The 20,956-nt window shown below is 50.9% G+C and carries 16 protein-coding genes; 9 read left to right on the top strand and 7 right to left on the bottom strand.

Features of this window, described 5'->3' with window-relative positions:
* The first annotated feature begins 276 nt into the window (after window positions 1-276).
* The 8 genes from P2H89_RS09035 (at window position 277) to P2H89_RS09000 (ending at window position 9,672) form a co-directional block, all read left to right on the top strand.
* The gene (locus P2H89_RS09035) at window positions 277-1,026 is read left to right on the top strand and encodes a hypothetical protein (protein WP_275826382.1); all 750 of its coding nucleotides are present in this window, start codon (window positions 277-279) and stop codon (window positions 1,024-1,026) included.
* Between the two features lie 203 nt (window positions 1,027-1,229).
* Entirely contained in the window at window positions 1,230-1,934 is a 705-nt protein-coding gene (locus P2H89_RS09030) for a hypothetical protein (protein WP_275826381.1), read from the top strand.
* Window positions 1,935-1,950: 16 nt separating this feature from the next.
* Window positions 1,951-2,340 (top strand): VOC family protein, encoded by a 390-nt coding sequence (locus P2H89_RS09025; RefSeq protein ID WP_275826380.1) that lies wholly within the window; start codon window positions 1,951-1,953, stop codon window positions 2,338-2,340.
* 232 nt (window positions 2,341-2,572) lie between these two features.
* A complete protein-coding gene (locus P2H89_RS09020) occupies window positions 2,573-2,731 on the top strand; it encodes a hypothetical protein (RefSeq protein ID WP_275826379.1) in 159 nt (52 codons plus the stop codon).
* 437 nt (window positions 2,732-3,168) lie between these two features.
* Entirely contained in the window at window positions 3,169-6,114 is a 2,946-nt protein-coding gene (locus P2H89_RS09015; protein WP_275826378.1) for a BNR-repeat neuraminidase N-terminal domain-containing protein, read from the top strand.
* A gap of 112 nt (window positions 6,115-6,226) precedes the next feature.
* Window positions 6,227-7,243, top strand: coding sequence for a GntG family PLP-dependent aldolase (locus P2H89_RS09010; protein ID WP_275826377.1), 1,017 nt, complete (start codon window positions 6,227-6,229; stop codon window positions 7,241-7,243).
* Window positions 7,244-7,547: 304 nt separating this feature from the next.
* A complete protein-coding gene (gene pgi, locus P2H89_RS09005) occupies window positions 7,548-9,200 on the top strand; it encodes a glucose-6-phosphate isomerase (RefSeq protein WP_275826376.1) in 1,653 nt (550 codons plus the stop codon).
* A gap of 46 nt (window positions 9,201-9,246) precedes the next feature.
* Window positions 9,247-9,672 (top strand): hypothetical protein, encoded by a 426-nt coding sequence (locus tag P2H89_RS09000; protein ID WP_275826375.1) that lies wholly within the window; start codon window positions 9,247-9,249, stop codon window positions 9,670-9,672.
* 137 nt (window positions 9,673-9,809) lie between these two features.
* Here the strand turns inward: P2H89_RS09000 and P2H89_RS08995 are convergent, their stop codons facing one another.
* The 3 genes from P2H89_RS08995 to P2H89_RS08985 form a co-directional block, all read right to left on the bottom strand.
* Window positions 9,810-10,247: a DUF3276 family protein gene (locus P2H89_RS08995; RefSeq protein ID WP_275826374.1), complete on the bottom strand. Its 438-nt coding sequence runs from the start codon at window positions 10,245-10,247 to the stop codon at window positions 9,810-9,812.
* A gap of 124 nt (window positions 10,248-10,371) precedes the next feature.
* The gene (locus tag P2H89_RS08990) at window positions 10,372-12,204 is read right to left on the bottom strand and encodes an ABC transporter ATP-binding protein (protein WP_275826373.1); all 1,833 of its coding nucleotides are present in this window, start codon (window positions 12,202-12,204) and stop codon (window positions 10,372-10,374) included.
* 55 nt (window positions 12,205-12,259) lie between these two features.
* Window positions 12,260-13,255: an MBL fold metallo-hydrolase gene (locus P2H89_RS08985; RefSeq protein ID WP_275826372.1), complete on the bottom strand. Its 996-nt coding sequence runs from the start codon at window positions 13,253-13,255 to the stop codon at window positions 12,260-12,262.
* Between the two features lie 330 nt (window positions 13,256-13,585).
* Here P2H89_RS08985 and P2H89_RS08980 point away from each other — a divergent pair, with 330 nt between their 5' ends.
* Entirely contained in the window at window positions 13,586-14,050 is a 465-nt protein-coding gene (locus tag P2H89_RS08980; protein ID WP_275826371.1) for a pyridoxamine 5'-phosphate oxidase family protein, read from the top strand.
* 214 nt (window positions 14,051-14,264) lie between these two features.
* Here the strand turns inward: P2H89_RS08980 and P2H89_RS08975 are convergent, their stop codons facing one another.
* From P2H89_RS08975 to P2H89_RS08960, 4 genes are read right to left on the bottom strand one after another with little or no spacing between them, the layout of a single operon-like run.
* The gene (locus P2H89_RS08975) at window positions 14,265-15,584 is read right to left on the bottom strand and encodes a DUF5077 domain-containing protein (protein ID WP_275826369.1); all 1,320 of its coding nucleotides are present in this window, start codon (window positions 15,582-15,584) and stop codon (window positions 14,265-14,267) included.
* Between the two features lie 26 nt (window positions 15,585-15,610).
* A complete protein-coding gene (locus tag P2H89_RS08970) occupies window positions 15,611-16,159 on the bottom strand; it encodes a discoidin domain-containing protein (RefSeq protein WP_275826368.1) in 549 nt (182 codons plus the stop codon).
* 7 nt (window positions 16,160-16,166) lie between these two features.
* A complete protein-coding gene (locus tag P2H89_RS08965; RefSeq protein WP_275826367.1) occupies window positions 16,167-17,678 on the bottom strand; it encodes a RagB/SusD family nutrient uptake outer membrane protein in 1,512 nt (503 codons plus the stop codon).
* 18 nt (window positions 17,679-17,696) lie between these two features.
* The gene (locus tag P2H89_RS08960) at window positions 17,697-20,879 is read right to left on the bottom strand and encodes a SusC/RagA family TonB-linked outer membrane protein (protein WP_275826366.1); all 3,183 of its coding nucleotides are present in this window, start codon (window positions 20,877-20,879) and stop codon (window positions 17,697-17,699) included.
* Window positions 20,880-20,956: the final 77 nt, after the last annotated feature.

Below are 20,956 nucleotides of genomic sequence, written 5' to 3'. Positions count from 1 at the left end.
GATTGAGGGTTAAATACGCGTCAAATATAAACAGGATCGGCCATATGAAACTACAGGCCCTGTAAAATAATCATCAACTCATGTAAGGCGCATCACATTTCATCCAGTGCTGTCTTTGAAGACGGTCGCCAGTACAGCAGTTTTGTGGAAATTATTCAATAGCAATTTAACCGCTTCAAATTATTATCAAATGAAATGAGCCATGATAATGCTTATCACCAGCTGGGATGGGTATTGGCGAATTCCATTTGGCCGAAAAACAATAAATATAAACAAATGAAAAAAGTGTTTTTGAGCTGCCTGGCTGTGGCAGCATTGGCCACGGCATGCAAAAAAGATAAGGAAGATGATGGCATCAAGAAAGGCAGTGTGGCGCAGCTGTACAATGGCAAAGCGTGGACCTGGGCGCAGGTAAAGGCAGATGGTACGCCGGAGAAACTGTCCATTACCATCAATGACGAGGCATTGAAAAGCGTTCCGATCAATTCGAACCATACCGGCCATGAAAATCACCTGGTGTTGTCATTGCATGAAAAACATGGCACGCCTTTCAACCACGTATTGCTCGACTGGAACCCCAGCGGTCACGAAGGTCCCATGTACATGTTCCCTCACTTCGACTTCCATTATTACTTCGTAACACCTGCCGAGGTGGATGCCACGACCGACGAAACCAAGATGAACAAGTTTCCCGATGCGGCGTACATGCCGGCCGGGCACATTGCGCCGGTGCCGGGTGTACCCAAAATGGGTATGCACTGGCTCGATCCTACTTCCCCCGAACTGGGCGGAGGAAAACCTTTTACCCAAACCTTCATCTATGGCAGCTACGATGGAAAGGTGACCTTTATGGAGCCGATGATCACCAAAGCCTTCATCGACACCACCACCAATTTTAGTCGTGCCATCCCCCAGCCTGCCAAATACCAGCGTTCGGGATATTATCCTACCAAAATGAGCATCAAACGCCATGATGGTGTTACCGATATCATTCTCGAAGAATTTGTTCAGCGTTCGGCATCGTAAATGCCTTTGAATTTTGATAGTGTGTATGGGGCCCCTGCGGGCCCCTTTTTTGTATGCGTGGCGGTTGCTGGTGCCAATATGGCTTATTCGCCGGGCGGTATTTTGCATCAGATCATGCCCGGTCATTCACAATTCATACCGTTTGGGGTAGTTATAGTGGTTATAATGACAGATATTTGAATAAGTAGCAAAAATCGTATACTATGGAACGCTATAATGTGTTCACTCGCGTGCATAAGGGGTTAAGGGCTTTTTTATTCGAAACGGCGATGACTGTTCAGCAAACCGACTTTTCCGTCACGGAAGAAGCGGAAGCGGTAATGGGGCGTATCGGAGAGGCGTTGTATTATTTCAATCAGCATTCACTGTATATTGAACGATTACTCTTTCCTTACATAATCGATCACAATCCGGGACTGATCGCCATTTTCAGGCAACAGTATCAGTCGAACGTGGTGCAGGCGCAGCGGCTGCGCGGTGTTATGAATGCCTTTGGGCATGCCGCCAACCAGCAGGAGCAGGTAGCGGCAGGCCATCCGATCCTGAAGGCGTATACCGGCTTCCTCATTACCCAACTCGACAGCATGGCGCGGGAAGACAACCTGCTCAATGCCGTATTGTGGCGCTATTATACCGATGAGGAACTCATGGCGCTCGAAAAAGAGATCGTGACCAAGATGTCGCCGCGCGACCTGGCGACCTTGAGCAAGTGGGTGATCCGTGGTATGAACAATGCCGAGATCATCGAGTGGCTGCGTACCATCGAAAGATGTTCGGTGGCTTCGGTATTCATCAGCTTTTTCAGCAGCGCCGAACAGGAATTGCCCGAAGAGCGCTGGCAAAAGATACAGGAAGCCCTCGCAGAAGGCAGCTCCATCACCGAACAAGGTGTTTCATTGGGCGAATAGTTTTTATCTTCGCCCCATGTTAGGTCTACAGCAAGTTCACCACATCGCCATTATCTGTTCAGACTATGCCCGGTCGAAGCAGTTTTATACGGAAATACTGGGTTTTACCGTGTTGCAGGAAGTGTACCGGGAAGCCCGCCGGTCGTATAAACTCGACCTCTGCCTCAATGGTCATTATATAATAGAACTTTTTTCCTTTCCCGATCCTCCCCCACGGCCCAGTCGGCCCGAATCGTGCGGATTGCGGCACCTTGCATTTGCCGTGAACGATATCGAGTCGTCTGTTGCCTGGCTCAACAGCCAGCACGTTGCTGTAGAACCTATCCGGATAGACGAACATACCGGCAGGCGTTTTACCTTCTTTGCCGATCCCGATGGGTTGCCACTCGAGCTCTATGAGCGATAGATGAATGCAAGGCGGGTGTGTACGCTGCAGCATCCATGATCACTCGGGTATATCGTTTCCGCATAAGGGAAAATGTACAAAAACGGGAATGGTTATGGGCCCGTTTGTCGTGGATCAAAAAAGCAACTGATGCATGAGGTGTGGATTTGTTGACACAATAAATTAAATGAAGGACTTCGCTTGCATATCAAAGCGGCACCCTCTATTTTGTTGTTAAATAAATCCGTACTCTATGTTACTTACTTTAACCCTCCAGGTATTCGTAGTTGTATTTATCATCTCTTTGTTGTGGCATATATTTGAGAAGGCAGGCCAGCCCGGCTGGGCCTCTCTCGTTCCCGGATACAATGTTTACATTCTTCTAAAGATCGCCGGTATCTTCAAAAAATAGCCTGCTTCCGTCTGTCGCTTTCGTTTAATGTATGGGTGGATTTTTTAATAGGGGTTCTTTCCCAAAAAGAACCCTGGGGTCTCCTGTTAAAGACTGCTTAGAGAAATTAAGATCACTTTGATTGCGAACCTTACTGCCTGCTTCCTCACAAAATAAGGCCCGTTGCGGGTTTGATGACCGGGCAGCACATATAGCGTATCTTTTTTTAGGGATGCTGAACTGCCTGTCTAACCGCTTCAACTGCTTTAAGTAACACATAAATCAATCATACTTAATGGTTTTTTGTTATGCACAAACAATCTGCATGACGGAATTGCGTTTTAGGAAATGAAGTAAAGTGTTTGACCGTCACTTTACAGGAAACCCCTAAATCCCAATCCATGCGAAAATCTCTACACGGGTGGAGACTTGTGTTGTTGCTATGTATAACTAGCTGCTTGAAGTCTGAAAACACCTTCTGCCAGATCAGTTTTGATTTCCTTTCTACCTCCGGTACGTACAATTCCATTGGCGGTACCGCGATCTGGAACTCGAATCAGGATGACAATATCTCCAGTAACCTGTTCATGGGTTTTACCTTTTATTATGCAGGGCGAGCCTATACCGACTTTCGGGTAAGTACCAACGGATTCATCAGCCTTGGTAACGTAACCACGGCCACCAGTATGAACACCAATGCGCTTGCCACCACCGGCAGCGGACCCATCATTGCCCCCTTATGGGATGATTTAATGGTGCCAGGCAGTAACCTTACTTACGAAGTGTCTGGTACCACAGGTAGCCGTGTCATGACGGTGCAGTGGGCCAACGTTCGGTGGAATTACAATGCCAGCAATGCCATCCTGTCTTTTCAGGTTAAGTTTTACGAGGGAACGAACGTGATCGAGTTTGTCTATGATCAAACAAACAGAACCCCCAACAATGCGAGTGCGTCGATCGGCCTCAGCGGAGGAACCACTGCCAACGATTTCTATTCGGTAAGCGGCGTTGATGGTTCTGCGGTGGCTACGTATAGTTCGGAAACCAACTACCTCAGTGCAAAACCTTCAGACGGCCGGATCTACCGGTGGACACCCACTACCATGTCCTATGTATCGTCTACAACAGGCGGAGTTACGGGCGATGTATCGAAATGTAACAACCTGCAGCAGGCCATCATCAGTGTGCAGGTTCAAACAAGAGGTACCTTGTCGCCTATAGCCCTTACGCAAATGAAATTCGATATCGTTACTACCACCGTGTCGAACCTCACCGGCTTACATATTTATTATACCGGAAACTCAGCGGGCTTTGCTCCTGTCAACGAGTTCAACGCAGCCACCATCACACCCGCCAGCGGCACCATTACTGTTACCAGCAGTCGTGCGCTGGTTACCGGCACCAACTATTTCTGGATCGTATATGATGTAAGCGCTTCCGCCGTGGCTACCCAAACGCTCGATGCGCGCTGTACCGAGGTCACCGTGGGTGGTACTGCCTATGCCCCAACCGTCACCAATCCTTCGGGCTGGCGAACGATCGTCGATTGTGTTACATCGCCGGGTGGCATTACAGGTGCAGCCTTTTGGGTGAAAGCCAATGCTGGTACCGGTACTAGTACCGATAATACGAAAGTTTCTACCTGGGACGACCAGTCGGGGAACGCACGGCATGCCACCAATACCGACAATGACAATAGACCTACCTATTATAACAGGGCATCCAAAAACCTCAACTACAATCCCGTGGTTGATTTTGACGAGGCCGGTCAGGACGCCAGCAATGCCGATTTCATGGATATCAATACCAGTGGTATCCTGTCAACCAGCAACAATCCTTATGAAGTATATGCGGTGATCATTCCGGGCGGCAACAACGCGAGTGCTCCCGGTAAATTCCTTTTCGCCGGCGAGGCGGGCATGAACAAATTCAATTCCTTCGATATTCGTGGTAGCCGTTCGATCAATGATAGCTGGAACATGAATGACCTTATTATTGCCAATACCTGGAGTACCGATTCAGTGGCCCAGTTCACCTTCGACTATAACTACAACAAACGCGAAACCTTTAAGGCCGGTACCACCATCGGCTCCCTCAGTGGTTCGGGACGCACTACTGCCAGCGCCAGCAATGCGCTCGGTTACCAGCGTACAGCCGGCATCGAGTTTTATGATGGTGCAATCGCCGAGATCATAACCTATGCCAATGCATCGCATGGTACCACTACCCGCGAAAAGGTTGAAAGTTACCTCGCGATCAAATATGGTGTTACCCTGTCGCATGATTACCGGGCTTCCAACAATACGGTGGTATGGAGCAGATCTACCAACGCGGCGTACAACAACAACATTATTGGTATTGCCCGCGACGATATCTCGGGTTTATCGCAGAAGCAGTCGAAAAGCACCACCGGTTTGCCCGATATCCTGCGGATGCATATCGGCTCCGCCATGCAAACAGACCAGGCCAGCAACAATGGTTCATTTGCCGGTGGCGACCGCTCGTATTTCGTGGTAGGCACCAACAACGATTATCCGCTCAACCTCGGTACCGGTGAAAGGCCAAGTGGTATCTGTTGCCGCATCTCCCGGGAGTGGCTGGTACAAAAAACTAATTTTACCAATACCGACATCAAGCTGATCTTTGATTTCAACTATTATACTAACGGCTACCTGCAGCTTAATGCTGCCGACCTGCGCCTGCTCGTAGATGCAGATGGCAATTTCAGCAATGCCACTATTCTTACTTCACCTACGACCACTATCACCGCAGCTGCGGGTGTAGTAACGGTAACGGTGCCTGCTTCGTCGTTCACCGGAACTCCGTATTTCAGCCTTGGTTCCGTATCTATCAACACCGTATTGCCGCTGGAGGTTACCACCTTCAACGGTGTGTGCCGCAATGACCAAATACAATTGAAGTGGACCACCACCCTTCCTGCCACCAACGACCTGGTGGTAGAGCGTAGCATCGACAAAACCAATTTCTCGGCCGTTGCTACCATTAAGAAAGCGATTGGTGATCAGTATGCCTGGACAGACGCTGCTCCTATGGCCGGCACCATCTATTATCGACTTAAAACGATCAATGAGCAGGGGCTTCCCCAATATTCACAGATCATTACCGTGGCCAGCTGCAGTGCCAAATCGGTGCAGTTATCGACCAATGCCGCTACGAATGTATCGACCCTCATGCTTCAGCTGCCACAAGGAGCAAGAACGGAGATCAGTCTGTTCGATGCGATGGGCCGCCGCTTCGAAGTGGCCGACCTCACCGGCAAGAAGAACCTGTCGACAGGCGTGCATTACCTGCCGGTAAATATACCCGGCCCTGTTGCCGGTATATACACCTTGCACGTACAGGTGAATGGCGAACGCCATGTGTTCCGGGTGATCAAGAAATAAAAGCAGATTATATACCCTAAGACCGATGAAAAGTACAACCGTTCCGGAAATTCCCGGGGCGGTTGTCTTTTTAAAGTAATCTCCAGTACATTCGCAACTAACTTGATAGACTATGATCGTTGACCTCAGATCGGATACGTTCACCAGGCCCACACCGGGTATGCTGGAAGCGATGATGAAAGCCCCCGTGGGCGATGATGTGTTTGGAGAAGACCCTTCGGTAAACAAGCTCGAATCGATGGCCGCCGGCCTCTTTGGTATGGAGGCCGCCCTGTATTGTCCTACGGGCACCATGTCGAACCAGATCGCTATTAAAGTACATACCCAGCCCGGCGATGAAGTGATCTGCGATAAAACGGCCCACGTGTACCAATACGAAGGCGGCGGTATCGCTTTCAATGCCGGCGCCCAGGTGCGTTTGCTCGATGGCGACCATGGCCGCGTTACAGCCGGCCAGGTATTACAGGGCATCAATCCCGATGATGTGCACAAGGCCCGCACCTCGCTGGTATGCCTCGAAAACACGGCCAACCGCGGCGGCGGCTCCTGCTATACGCCCGATGCCATCCGCGCCATCCGGCAGGTGTGCGACGAGTACCAGCTCAAACTGCACCTCGACGGAGCCCGGTTATTCAATGCCCTGGTAGCCAGAAAGGAATCACCGGCCCTCTACGGCCCTTTGTTCCATAGCATTTCTGTTTGCCTCAATAAAGGATTGGGATGCCCCATTGGCAGTATTCTTATCGGGCCAAAGGAATTTATTAAACGGGCCCGGCGCGTACGCAAGGTATTTGGCGGTGGTATGCGGCAGGCTGGTTTTATGGCTGCGGCCGGCATCTACGCCCTCGAAAACCAGGTAGAGCGCCTGGCAGAAGATCATCACCATGCCCGCCTCATTGCGGATAAACTAAAACAGACACCCTACGTAGCCAGCGTGCTGCCCGTGGAAACCAATATCGTCATCTTTGAAGTAACCGGAACCCGTACGGCGGCGGAGCTGTCGGCAGCCCTGAAAGATAAAGGGATACTGGCCATCGCCATCTCCCCTACGCAGATCAGGATGGTACTGCACCTCGACGTGTCGAAAGCCATGGTAGATCATGTGTTGCAGGTTATTGCAGAACTATAAGGGCGTGGATTTGTTACACCAATAAAAAAAGGGCGGCCGAAGCCACCCGATGCTACTAAACGTAAAGAGCTTATTATAACAATTACACCTGTAAAAAAACTTGGTATCAGTAAGGGTATCAGTCAGGAGGCAGGCGAGCCGCAAAACTGAATATATTCGAGGCGCACTATGAAGAAAATATTAATTCCTGTGTTTGCCAACAACTGCCTGCTGAATTTTGAAACAATACAGGTTAGCACTTATCAGGACCTACAGGGTACTATTGAACGTTATCGATCAAGACAAAAAAACAATTTATAACGATATGTTACCGACTATTAAACCACATCGTACGAAGGCCTGGAGCAAGCTGAAAGATCATCACAAGAAGGTTAAGGAAACACACCTGCGCGAACTGTTTGCGGAAGATCCCGAGCGTTTCAGCAAGTTCTCCCTGCAGCTGGAAGATATCCTGTTCGATTACTCCAAGAACCGGATCACGGAGAAAACCGTGCAGCACCTGCTCGACCTGGCCGAAGAATGTGAGCTGGACAAAGCGATCAAAGCGATGTTCACCGGCGACGCCATCAACCAAACCGAAGGCCGCTCGGTACTGCATACCGCCCTGCGCAATTTCTCCGGCGAGCCCGTGCTGGCCGATGGCAAGGATGTAATGCCCGATGTACAGGCCGTATGGAGCCAGATGCGCGATTTCTGCAACCGCGTTCACAGCGGCGCCTGGACCGGTTTTACAGGTAAGAAGATCCGTTATATCGTCAATATCGGTATCGGTGGCAGCGATCTTGGTCCTTATATGGTGACCGAAGCCCTGAAACCATATTGGGTCGAAGGCATACAGGTTTATTTCGTATCGAACGTAGACGCCACCCATATCGCCGAAACACTGAAGAAGGTGAATGCGGAAGAGACCCTGTTCCTCATTGCTTCCAAAACCTTCACTACCCAGGAAACGATGACCAATGCCCATACTGCCCGCAGTTGGTTCCTGAAGGCAGCTAATGATGAAGCACAGGTGGCAAAACACTTCGTGGCGCTCTCTACCAATGAAAAGGAAGTAACGAAGTTCGGCATCGACAAAGCCAATATGTTCGGTTTCTGGGATTGGGTAGGCGGCCGCTACTCCCTGTGGAGTTCCATCGGTTTATCCATCGCTCTTACGGTAGGCTACGATAATTTTGAACAGGTGTTGAAAGGCGGATATGCTACCGACATCCATTTCCGCAATACTTCATTCGATAAGAATATTCCGGTGATCATGGCGCTCGTGGGTTTGTGGTATACCAACTTCTTTGGCGCCCAAACCGAAGCCATCCTGCCCTACGATCAATACCTGCACCGCTTTGCCGCCTATTTCCAACAGGGGAATATGGAAAGCAATGGTAAGAGCGTTGACCGTAGAGGCAAGCCTGTTAGCTATTCCACAGGACCTGTTATCTGGGGCGAGCCCGGCACCAATGGTCAGCATGCCTTCTACCAACTGATCCACCAGGGCACCGTACTGATACCCTGCGATTTCATCGCACCCGCCATCAGCCACAACCCGCTGGGCGATCACCATCCCAAATTGCTGTCCAACTTCTTTGCCCAAACCGAAGCCCTCATGAACGGCAAAACGGCGAAAGAAGTGGAAGAAGAATTAGAGAAGGCCGGCAAGTCGGGTAAGGAAATCAAGGCATTGGCGCCCTTTAAGGAATTTGAAGGCAACCGTCCTACCAATTCCTTCCTCATTAAAAAGATCACACCCTATACCCTTGGTCAGCTGATCGCATTATACGAACACAAGATCTTTGTACAAGGCGTTATCTGGAACATATTCAGCTTCGATCAATGGGGTGTTGAACTGGGTAAGCAACTGGCTAATAAGATATTGCCCGAGCTGCAGAATGATGTCGAAGTGAGCGGCCACGATGCCTCTACCAACGGCCTCATCAATGCCTGGAAAAAAATGAAGCAGTAGTTTGTGTAATCGGGTACAGGGTTGCATCCAGTCAAAAAGACCAGCTATGAAACCTTGTATCATTTTATCACTGATGCTCACTGCAGCCGCAGGGCTGCAGGCCCAGGAGCGTCCACCAGCCTCATCGGAAGGGCTTCAGCAGCGGAAGCTGTTGGAGGCTTACCGGGACAAGGTCGGCAACCTGGAGCCGTTTGTAAGGGTACGGCCCTTACGGGATACGTCCCTGAATGATGCGATCAGGAAGCGCCTGAACGCCCAGGGTAACATCGGCAGACTGCAGGCTACCCTTTCGCATCAAACAGCCCGGGGAAAGGTTTATACCCTGTCGCCCGATAATATGCCTTGCCTGGCACCTGACATGAAGGCAGTGGCGCCCATGCCCAACAGGAAGGAGTTGTTTGTGGAAGATAAAGGAAGCAGGCTACGCATGAGGCCCATTATACCGCAGGATGAGGATAAGAACAAACGCTGATCTAAGTGATCATACATAGCACAAAGGGCAGACCACCTTCCGATGGCCTGCCCTTTGTGTTTTTTCCTGCTGCGCATTGGGTCATAAAAAAAGCTCCCGGAGGGAGCTTCAATATTTTTAGTCAGTTAGGGTTGGTTTTACCATTTGTCCACTTCTTCGCCGGAGTCAGCTACAGGAGCTGCTGGAGCGGGGGCGGGGGCTGCTGCACTGACTGCAACGATCTCTTCAACGCCGTCAGCTTCTACAACATCAACACCAACATCTTCTCCGCCTTCCACCTGGTCGTGGTTGTAAGCATCGAAGTCAAAGTTGGGCATCAGATCGGTCTTTACGTAGTCAACCGCTTCGGTCAACGCTTTCAGGAACTTGTTGAAGTCTTCCTTGTACAGAAAGATCTTGTGCCTGTCATAACCATTCTCGTTGAATTTCTTGCGACTCTCGGTGATGGTGATGTAGTAGTCGTTACCGCGGGTAGCTCTCACATCGAAGAAGTACGTTCTTCTTTTCCCGGCCCTGATGCGTTTGCTGTAAACGCTTTCCATTCTTTTGTCGTTGTTTTCGTACGCCACAGTCATTTTAATTTTGCAGTTTAATAATTGGCATTTCTACAAAAAAAGCAGGCACAAATATAATATTGTTTAGGAACCGACAAAATTTCCGGGCACTTATTTAACGCCTGACACAAAATAAATTGTATAGTTACTCGTCTTCGGACGTTTCTTCACGTTCCTGCTGTTGTTGCTCATACAAATATGTGTAGTGACCGTTATGTGATAGTAATTCGTTATGTGTGCCCATTTCTCTAATGGTACCGTCCTCTATCACCACGATCATATCGAAGTCAAATAAGGTAAATATGCGATGCGTAATGATGATTGCTGTCTTGTCTTTCAGGAATAAACCCAGGTTGCCCAGTATTTCCTTCTCGGTCTTGGCGTCCACGGCACTCAGGCAGTCGTCAAACACCACGATCTGTGGGTCCTTGATCAGCGCCCGGGCAATAGAGATCCTTTGCTTCTGTCCGCCACTCAAGGTTACACCCCGCTCCCCTACCATCGTGCTATAGCCTCCATGAAACCCCTGTATCTCCTTCTCCACACTGGCATAGCGCGCAGCCTGCTGCACCTGTGCTTCGGGCGTTTCGCCCAGGCCAAAGCTGATGTTGTTGGCGATGGTATCGCTGAAGAGAAATACATCCTGCGGCACATAGCTGATCTGTTTGCGCAGGCGCTGCAGGTCCATATCGCCAATGTTCACCCCATCGATGCTGATGCTGCCCGCCGTAGGATCGTACATCCGCAACAACAGCTGCGCGATGGTCGTTTTGCCCGATCCGGTATGACCAATGATGGCGATCTTCTGTCCCTTTTGTATCGTCAGGTTGAAATTGGTGAGGGCCTGTATACCGGTATTGGGATACACGAAATCTACCTGGTTGAAAACGATGCTGCCTTCGAAAGCTTTTGTTTTCGGTTGTGGTGGATTGTTAATGGCCGATGGGGTGTCGAGGAACTCATTGAGCCTTTTCTGCGAAGCGGAAGCCCGTTGTATCATGCTGGCCGTCCACCCGATAGCACTCACCGGAAAGGTGAGCATGTTGATGTACATGACAAACTCGGCAATGGTGCTGATGGTTACACCATGCGCTCCATTGATAGCATATATGCCGCCGATCATGATCGTGAACAGGGTGCTCAGGCCAATGATCAACGTCATGGAAGGAAAATAGATGGCTTCCATTTTGGCCAGTCCGATCGCGTTGCTCTTATAGGCTTCACTATTCTTATCGAAATGGCCGTACATGGCTTCTTCCTGTACAAAAGATTTGATCACCCGTATGCCCGAGTAAGATTGCTGTGCATTGGTGGTGAGGTCCGACAGCAAGGACTGAATATGTTCGCTTCGCTTATGAATGATGTTGTTGACCAGGTAGATCGTGATGGCCAGTACCGGCAATGGGGCCAGTACATAAAGGGTGAGCTCTGCATCCTTTTTGATCATGTAAAAAAGCGCGAGCCCGATGAGCGTAACCAGGTTGATGAGGTACATGATGGCCGGACCGGTAAACATCCGCACCCGGCTCACATCTTCGGATATGCGGCTCATGAGGTCGCCGGTATTGTGCGTTTTGTAGAAATTGATGTCCAGCTTCAGGTAATGTTGAAATACTTCGTTCTTCTGGTCAAATTCGATATGCCGGCTCATCACGATCACCGTTTGCCGCATCAGGAACATGAAGATACCGCGAATGAGCGCCAGTATCAGGATCGTAATGCCGCAAAGCGCCACCACCGAGATGCCCTGATATTGCTCCGCAAAACGGATGAACCAGTTCACCAGCCAGTCGTATTCCGGATGATTCTTTGGCTTCACCAGGGCGCCCAGGTTGCGTTGCACCACTTCAAATACATAACCCGTTACCTGTGGCGCGAGAATGGCGAAATAGTTGGAGATGACGATGAACAAAATGCCCAGACTCAGTCTCCACCGGTACTTCCAGAAATACTTGTTAATGGCCTTCAGATGCTTCAAAATGACGAATTTGTTAGATGGGGTGCTAAGATACGAAGGAGCGGTTGTTTGGGCGCTATCGCTTCCACCAGGTATTGATATACGGCTTGTCGCTTACGGCAACGGGTTCACCCGGCTGCGGGGCAAACAGGGAAATTCCCTTTTCCGCCGCTAATTTAATAAGTGTTTCAATGGGTTCCTGCCAGGGGTGCAGCGCCAGGTTGAAAGTGCCCCAGTGGATGGGCATCATCAGCTTCCCCTTTAGCGCCAGGTGTGCCTCGGCAGCATGTATGGGGCCCATGTGAATATCGGCCCAGTACGTATTAGAGGCGCCGATCTCGAGCATGGTGAGGTCGAAGGGACCATAGGCAGCGCCGATATCGGCAAAGCCGCTGTAAAGGCCGCTGTCGGCCCCGTAATAGATATGATGGCGTGGCGTGCGGATGGCAAACGACGACCAGAGCGTGGTAAAGCGGTTAAACAATCCCCTGCCCGAAAAATGACGCGCTGGCAGCGCAGTAATGGTACAGTCGCTCCCCAGGGTTACCTGGTTGGTCCAGTCCATTTCAGTAATGCGGTTGGGAGCAATGCCATACTGCTGCAGGTAGCGGCCTACATTCAGCGAACAGAAAAAGGGAACTGCTTTATCGGCGAAGAAGCGGATAGTGGGTGCATCGAGGTGGTCGTAATGGTCGTGCGAAATGATGATCGCGTCGAGCGGCGGCAGGTCCTGCAAAGCGATGGGCGGCGCAAAGAACCGCTTGGGGCCGATGAAGGAGCTGAAGGAAGCCCTTTTGCTCCACACCGGGTCGGTGAGCAGTCTTTTGCCGTCTATTTCTATTAATAAGGACGAATGGCCGATCCAGGTAATGCGGAGCCCGGTAGCCGGCGGTGTTTTGTATGCCGATACATCGGTATGGAACGGACCAGGCAGGTGCCGCGGCACTACTTCATTCTTATTAGTGATATAAGCGCCCAGTACGCTCACCATGCTCCCTTCGGACATTACCTTGGTAGGCACCGGATTCAAAAACTTATTGCCCTGTTTGCGGGCGGGCTGCAATACACTCATGCTGCAAAGAAACAGTTTGTGGAGAGAACAAAAGAATCTGGGGAAGGTTCGGGCCCGTCCCCCCCAGCCTGCCACCCCCTCACCGCCGATTGGCTGCCTTCCACCGTTCCAGGAAGCCTGTTCACCCGCTTAAAACCCTTCCTCACCCCCACAGCGAGCTGTTTTTTGGAATTCTAATCCTGTTTTGGGAACGATTGACCGCCGTGCCATATTTTAAGTGGCTCATTATCAGTGCGCTGCATTTTGGTACGCGCCTTGAATTATCTGGCACGTTCGCAAATTGAGCTTCATAACTATTAACCTGGACAGTTAATTAAAAAGACAAAGGACATGATGACCACAAAAATCTTTAATCAACCGGAATCGATGGAATCAGCCAACCAGATCAAAGAACAGATCATGACATTGGGATCGGCTTTATTCTTTACAGAAAACGAATCATTGCTGAAGTTGCCTGTACACGTGATCAACAACGTACAGATCGACGAGCAAAACCGGATTTGGTTTTTGATCCAAAGGCCTACACAGGCGCTTACCGAGTTCGATCAGGAATTGCCTGCCAAACTCGACTTCTTCAAGAAAGGGATCTCTTTCTATATTAAGATCAAGGGCACCGCGATGATCGTTGACAATGCCGCGAAGTTGAATGAACTGAGTGCTGAAGGTGAAGACACCACCGGTATGGTAGCGATCTGCGTTAAGATCAAGCAGGTAGAAATTACCGAAACAGGTAACAAGGGCACACAGGTGAAATCGAAACAAAGCCGCTTTCAGATCAGCAGCCTGTTCTTCTAAGTAAAGGAAATTGGATAGTTGGATTTCAATAAGGATGCATGCTACAAGGCCGCGCTTCACCAAAATAGTTTTCTTACAAGGGTGTTAGAAGCAAAGCCGTTTTCAAACTCGAGGTTTTTTCATAATTAATATTGGTTTTTAAGTTGAAGCAAAGAGGCCATCTCCGCAAAGGGATGGCCTCTCGCTTTTAGATCGATGTATGGATCGCTCCGGCTTAGGGTAAGGTGTTCAGGTTTACCGCAGGCTGCTGCCCGGTAGCCGGTCGTGTGAACGGTGTATTGTAGTTCACGAAATTGGCAAAGAAACCACAGTTGCGCAGGAAGAACTTACCGTTCTCTACCCCACCTGCATAGTCCTTACGTTGTTGGTTCTGCGCGGTGGCGTCGGCCGTGAAGTTGGTATTCACGATCTCGCTCCAGGTGCCCGATACATTCCGCGCCCACTGGTTCTGGTAAAATGCCTTCCTGCCCTGCCACCCGTATTCGGGATTGAAATTTTCGAGAAACGAATACAACCCTGCGAGATAGGTAGTGGTATTAGGCTGCTTCCACGAGGCAATGAACCGCCAGGCACTGGTTTCCGGCGTATAGATCCACGAAGAAAAAACGGTGGCCCCGGCGCCATCCGGTTTACCCTGCGTCAGGAACTTGTAGGTGGTACCCGCCTGCCAGTTGAACACGAGATAGCTTTGACCGCCCGTGCCTTCACCGCCAAACGTATTGTCCACCACATTCGGTCCTTTCCGCACCATCGTGGTCTTCCCTACACTGGGGTCCCATACGGAAAACAATACCCTGCGTTCTGTGGAAGAGTTGACCTGAATGCCGAAATAACCACCGTTAAAGCCATTGCTCATGAAATAAGAACCGATCTTGTCCTCACCGGTTGGTACGGTTACTTCATTGTAAAACCATTCGGTATTGGCCGGCGCCGAATAACCCAGGTGTACCGAAGGTCCCCGGCGCGACCAGTAATAGTTAGCAGCGTCATTCGCGTACAGCACATTGCTGTTGGTAGCACTGCCGCTGATCACCAGGTCCGATACATCGGCAAAATAACCGCCGGTTTTGCTGATGCCCTGCAAATCTACCTTCACATATCCCGCAGCCGTGATGCTTACCGTGCCCGCCGTATAAGTTTGAGCATTTTTTCCCGTGAGGCCGCTCAGGGTAAAGGGCGTGCCGTTCACGGTAACGCGTATGGAACTGGTGCCGCTGGGCACTTTCGCTTTTACGGCCACGGTTAACTGCCCCGTATTGCCCAGCCGGAAATACGTACTGGTAATGGTATTGGCGCTGGTCCAGTTGGCCAGTCCGTAACTGGCGATCACCTCGGCTGCACCTGCATCCTTTTGGGTAATATAAGCATTGCCGCCAAGCGGTACGTTGATGACTGCCGCCGCGGCCAGCGTGGTCACTTCATCGTCCTGTTTGGCTGGCGCTATAGGATCAACAGCCTGTTTGCTACAGGATGTTATAAGCATAAGGGCTCCTGCCGCCTTGGCCAGGCGGACATAGGAAAACATGTTGTTCATAACAGATAAGAGTTGGTTTTTAACAATTATTTGGTCGTGTATACATCGATCTCCGAAAGGAAGGTGTGGTTGGTGCCCGCAACCTGCGGCTCCAGGGCCGTTATTTTCAGGTAACGGTATCCTTTGGCCGACGATACAGGAAACGGCTGCGCATCGTTGGTGATGGCAAACGTAAACTCACCCAGGCTCGTAAAGCTGGTGCCATCTTCACTGCCCTCGATCTTGAATTTCTTCATGCCCACTTTGTTGGGCGTGGCAGCCTGCCGGTTGGTGATGTCGACCGATACGATGTGCTGACTGGTCTTCATGTCTATCAACACCCAGTGAGGGTATGGCACCACCACCGAATAATCGGTATGCCAGTACGTGGCGACCTTTCCGTCGAGCAAGGCCGAAGCCTTGCCGGTGTTCTCCCAGCCGTCGGGTGTTTCGCTGTCGGCCGTGGCCGTCCAGGTCGATTTGTCGCCCCTGGCGGCGGTCGATTTGTCGTTAAAGAGTATGGCTTCCGGCTTGTTGCACGCAGCCAGCACGCAAAGGCTTAGTATGATGAAGGAGATATAGTTGACTGTTCTCATGGCGCTATCAGGGATTTTGAGTGAGTTTGGGATTTTTGTTGATCTCATTTTGCGGAACGAAGAAGATGACCCGGTTGTCGCTGGGCTGCACGGTCTGGTTCACATTGCCATTCACTACCTGCGATCCCGGATAATTACGTTGCAGCGGCCTGTTGTTCCTGAACAGGTCGTAGGCGCGGTGCCCTTCGAAGGCCAGCTCAAGATTGCGTTCCTCCAATACTACATCGAGTATCGTTTTACCGCTGGCCGCCACACTCGCCGTAGTATGTAGCGCCGCACCGGTAAGTCCGGCCCGCTCCCGTATCTTGTTCACATCATCCAGCGCTGTTTGGGCATTGCCCAGTTTAGCATTGGCCTCGGCACGGTTCAGGTACATTTCGGCCAGGCGCATGTACACCGGTGAGCTCAGGTTTACGATGCCTTCCTGTAAGTTGTACTTGTTGATATAATACATCGGCGTATTGGGCGTCAGTTTGGTATTCAATTGCAACACGCCACTCACTTTGTAGGGAGAAACAAAGCTGTTGCGCAGGTCGCCCGGGTTTACATTCAGGGCATCCACGTATTTTTTCGAAGCATAGATCTCGCCCCAACCGCTAAAGGCCTGACTTAGCCCAGTACCACTGGCATCGCCACTGTAATACATAGAGCCGATGGCAGAGAAACCACGGTCTTCTGTTTTTACATGTCGTATGCAGAAGATGGTTTCCTTATTGCCTTCGGGCACACCGCGGAAGTAGTTGGTGTATTCGGAACCGGTCAGCAAACTATAGCGGCCCGCATTGATCACCTTATCGGCATATTCAATTGACCTGGCATTGTCTTCTTTGTACAAATACACCCTTGATAGCAGCGCATAAGCCACTTCTTTCGAAGCAAAGGGATTGGCCTTCCCTTTCGATCCGCCCCGCATCAGCTCAGCTGCCTTGAGCAGGTCGGCGATCACGAAATCGTACACTTCCTTTACGGTGCTGCGTGGCAGCGTTGCCTTGGCCGAGTCTGTAAGCCCGTCCTTCAAAATGGGCACGCCGGGGTTATTGCCGCTGCCCTGCGAATAGGGCCGGCCGAAGATGCGCACCAGGTTGAAATGCATCATGGCGCGTATATAGAGGTTCTCGCCTTTCAGTTGGTTGAGGTCTTCGCTGGCGTCATCATTGATCACCTCGATGATGCGGTTGGCAGCGCCGGCCGCTTTGTAAGCCTGTCCCCAAAACAATTCGGGATGGCTCGAGGTAACCAGGTGCGTATAGCGATAAGCCCTGGTAAGATCGTCGGAGGAGTTTTGGCCTTGTGCAACTTCATCGGTTGGATATTCCATTAAGAAATGCCCGCTGCGCACATAACCCTCATTCTTGAACAAAGCATAGGTGCCCACGGTGGCCGTTTCGATATCGCCAGCATTGCTGAGGGCCGATTTTTCGTCGATAGCCGTAGAAGGATTGAACGTTTTGCGACAGCTGCCCAACAGCAGCGTTGATATAGCGAGGGGGAATAAGTATCGTCTATTCATTGATTTCATGCTTTCCGTTTTTGATCATTAAAAGGAGATGTTGAGGCCCAGCAATACTTTTTTGCTGATGGGATATTTAATGCTCGATACGCCGTCGCCAAACACGACTTCGGGATCGGTGCCGGAGAAATTGGTACCCGTCCACAGGTTATCGCCGCTGAGGAAGATCCGCACAGCAGTCAGTTTGGCCTTGCTCACCAGGCTGGCAGGCAGGTCGTAACCCAGCCTTACGTTCCTCAACCGCACATAACTACCGTCTTCGAGATACCGGGTAGAAGTTGCGTTCGAGGCATCGCTGCGGCCATGTACCGGCTTGGGATGGGTTGCAATGTCGCCGGCTTTTTCCCAACGCGACCACCCCTTGGCCAGCACCATCTGGTTGTAGCTTTCATACAAGCCGTCGTTGTCGAAATAGAAGCGGCTGTCGTTGTACACGTAGTTGCCATATACGAAATTCAGGAAAGCGCTCAGCGATATTCCCTTGTACGAGAAAGTATTGGTAAGGCCGCCGGTGAATTTGGGAGCCGATGATTTGCCGATGAACTGGCGTGTAGCGGCATTGTAATTGTTCGTATAGGTCTTGTATTCCTTGCCGTCTGCATCCGTGATCACTTTTTCCCACAGCGGACTTCCATTGGCCGGGTCAACCCCTGCCCATACTGGCATAAACCATTCGTCCATATCATGGCCTACAGCGATCGGCTGCCTGGCTGAAGCATTTACCTCATTGCGTCCTTTGTTCACTGCTAATACCCTGTTCCTGTTGAATGCCATATTGAAACTGGTTTCCCAGGTAAAGGCGCCGGTCAGGTTCTTTGTTTCGAGGTTGAACTCCAGGCCACGGTTACGTACCGTACCTACGTTTTCCCACACATAGCTGTAGCCGGTAGTAGCCGCCAGCGGTGTCTGAAATAAGAGCGAAGCCGATTGTTTCTGGTACACATCTACCGTGAGGCTGATCCTTTTGAACAGGCCGAGCTCTACGCCCAGGTTGGCTGTTTTGATACGCTCCCACGACAGGTCGGGATTGCCCTTTTGGTTGGGATAGGCGCCCGGCGCATTGGCATAACTGGCATCCTGCGATATCGTATACAGGCCCAGGGCCGCATAGTCGCCAAATTCCGCATTGCCCGTAGTGCCGTAGCTGGCACGCAGTTTCAGCAGGTCAAGCGCCGGCAGGTTCAGGAACCGTTCATTGCTGATGATCCACGAAGCACCCAATTGGTAAAAGTTAGCGCTGGGGTTGTTGTTACCGAAGCGCGAGGAGTAATCGTTCACCACCGATCCTACGAAGAAATAGCGGTTGTCGTAATTGTAATCTACCTGCGCCAGCAATTTGCTGAAGATGGATTCATTCACACCGCCGGTAATGTTCTTCTTTTCGCCGGTGGCAGTAGAGGGAGCGCTTCTGCCGGGAGGGAGACCCGTAGCATAAGTAGACACCACATCGTAATACGATTTCTCGATCTCCGACACGGCCAGCACATTCAGGTTATGCAGTCCAAAACTATTGTCGTATTTCAACCGGTTGGAGGTGAGCAATACATTGGTATAGGAAAGTGTATTGTAGATAGCTCCACCGTCGGTGGCGCCTTCTTTGGAGCGTTTATCGTAATACGCATCGCTCCGGTAATTGTTGAAGCGGGCCCGGTTGTAAGAGGCAATGCTGAAGTGGTTGGTGATCCGGTAGTCGAGGTTGAGGTCGCCGTTGAGGTTCATGCTTCTCGCCTTGGAGAAATTGTATTGGAGAGAGTGCAGGAAATTATCGCGGTCGCGGCCATACCATTTCTCAAAACGCGCATCCTTGGGCGTGCCATCGAGGTTGTACGCCGAGTCGAAGGGTAAGTTGAGGTAGGCATCATACACGGTGGCATCGGGGTTGTAATTGTCTTTATTGAAGATGCCATTCAGCATAAAGCTCACCTTGAACCGGTCGGTCACTTTCTGCGTAAGGTTGGCGCGGAAATTATAACCTGTTTTGTCATTGGCGATCAGGGTGCCTTCTTCCTTATAATAGTTGCCGGAGAGATAGTATTGCGTACGCTCGCTGCCCCCCGATACCGACAGGTTTACACTATTTACCTTCGCCCTGCGGAAAGCCAGGCCCCACCAGTCGGTATTGGTGTTCAATACAGCCGGGTCCGGATTGTAGAAGGTCTTTTGATAATCATACAGCTGCTGTGTATTCATCAGCTTGAAGTTGCCGTTGGTGGCTTCACTGAAGCCGCTGGTGGCGCTCAGCTCGATGCGTGGTTTACCGGTGCGGCCCGTTTTGGTGGTGATGATGATAACGCCATTGGCAGCGCGGGAGCCGTACAGGCCGGTAGCAGCCGCATCTTTGAGGATCGTTACGGACTCCACATCGTTGGGGTTGAAAGTGCCACCGATATTGCCGTCTACTACATAGAGGGGTGCTGTCCCGGCAGTAATAGTACCCGCACCGCGGATCATCACGTTCGATCCCGAGGTAGGATCGCCGGAGGCAGTAGATACCACCACGCCCGGTGCTTTACCCTGCAGCAGGCTGCTGAGTTCGTTGGAGGTTACATCGCGCAGTTTATTGCCCGATACCACCGATACGGCGCTCGATAATTGCGAAGCCCGCTTGGAAGAATAACCCACGATCACCACTTCTTTTTCTTCGATCGCTTCTTTTTGCATCACGATCGTGAGCACCAGGTTATCGCCTACGATCACGGAGGTCTTTTTGTAACCCACGATGGAGAACTCGAGCTCATCGCCTTTTTTGGCGTCGACGGTAAAGGCGCCGCTGGCATCGGTGCTCATGCCCCTGCCGGTAGATTTTACCACTACCGAAACGCCCTGCAAGGGTGCTCCGTTGGCATCACGGATCAAACCACGTACTTCCGCCAGCGGATCTTCGGCGGTTGTATTGACGGTTGCCGGCATAGCAACAGTCCGTGGACTGATGATGATGTATTTCTCGGCCATCCTGTAATTGAGTGGCTGGCCCTCGAACACGAGTTCGAGCGCATGGGTGAGCGGCATGTCTTTTACGTGGATGTTCACCGGCATGGCTTTGCTGATGAGTTCTTTGCCGTAAATAAACCGTACACCACTCTGTTTTTTGATGTTGTGCAGTACGCGTTCGAGCGATTGGTTCTGGGCATTCAGTGTAACGAGCTGCCCGGCTGTTTCGGCCGATACCTGGAGGCAGGCGATCAGCATGAAGGTGGCAATCAGTTTCATAACCCTTAATGATTTAAGAGCTCCGCTCCTACAGCTAATGGAGCGGCCATTTGCAGTTAAATGCATAGCTTTGCATT

It is taken from the genome of Paraflavitalea sp. CAU 1676, assembly GCF_029223285.1.
Classification (GTDB): domain Bacteria; phylum Bacteroidota; class Bacteroidia; order Chitinophagales; family Chitinophagaceae; genus Paraflavitalea.
Note: the sequence above shows the minus strand (reverse complement) of the source record. Positions and strands in the feature narration are given on the sequence as shown.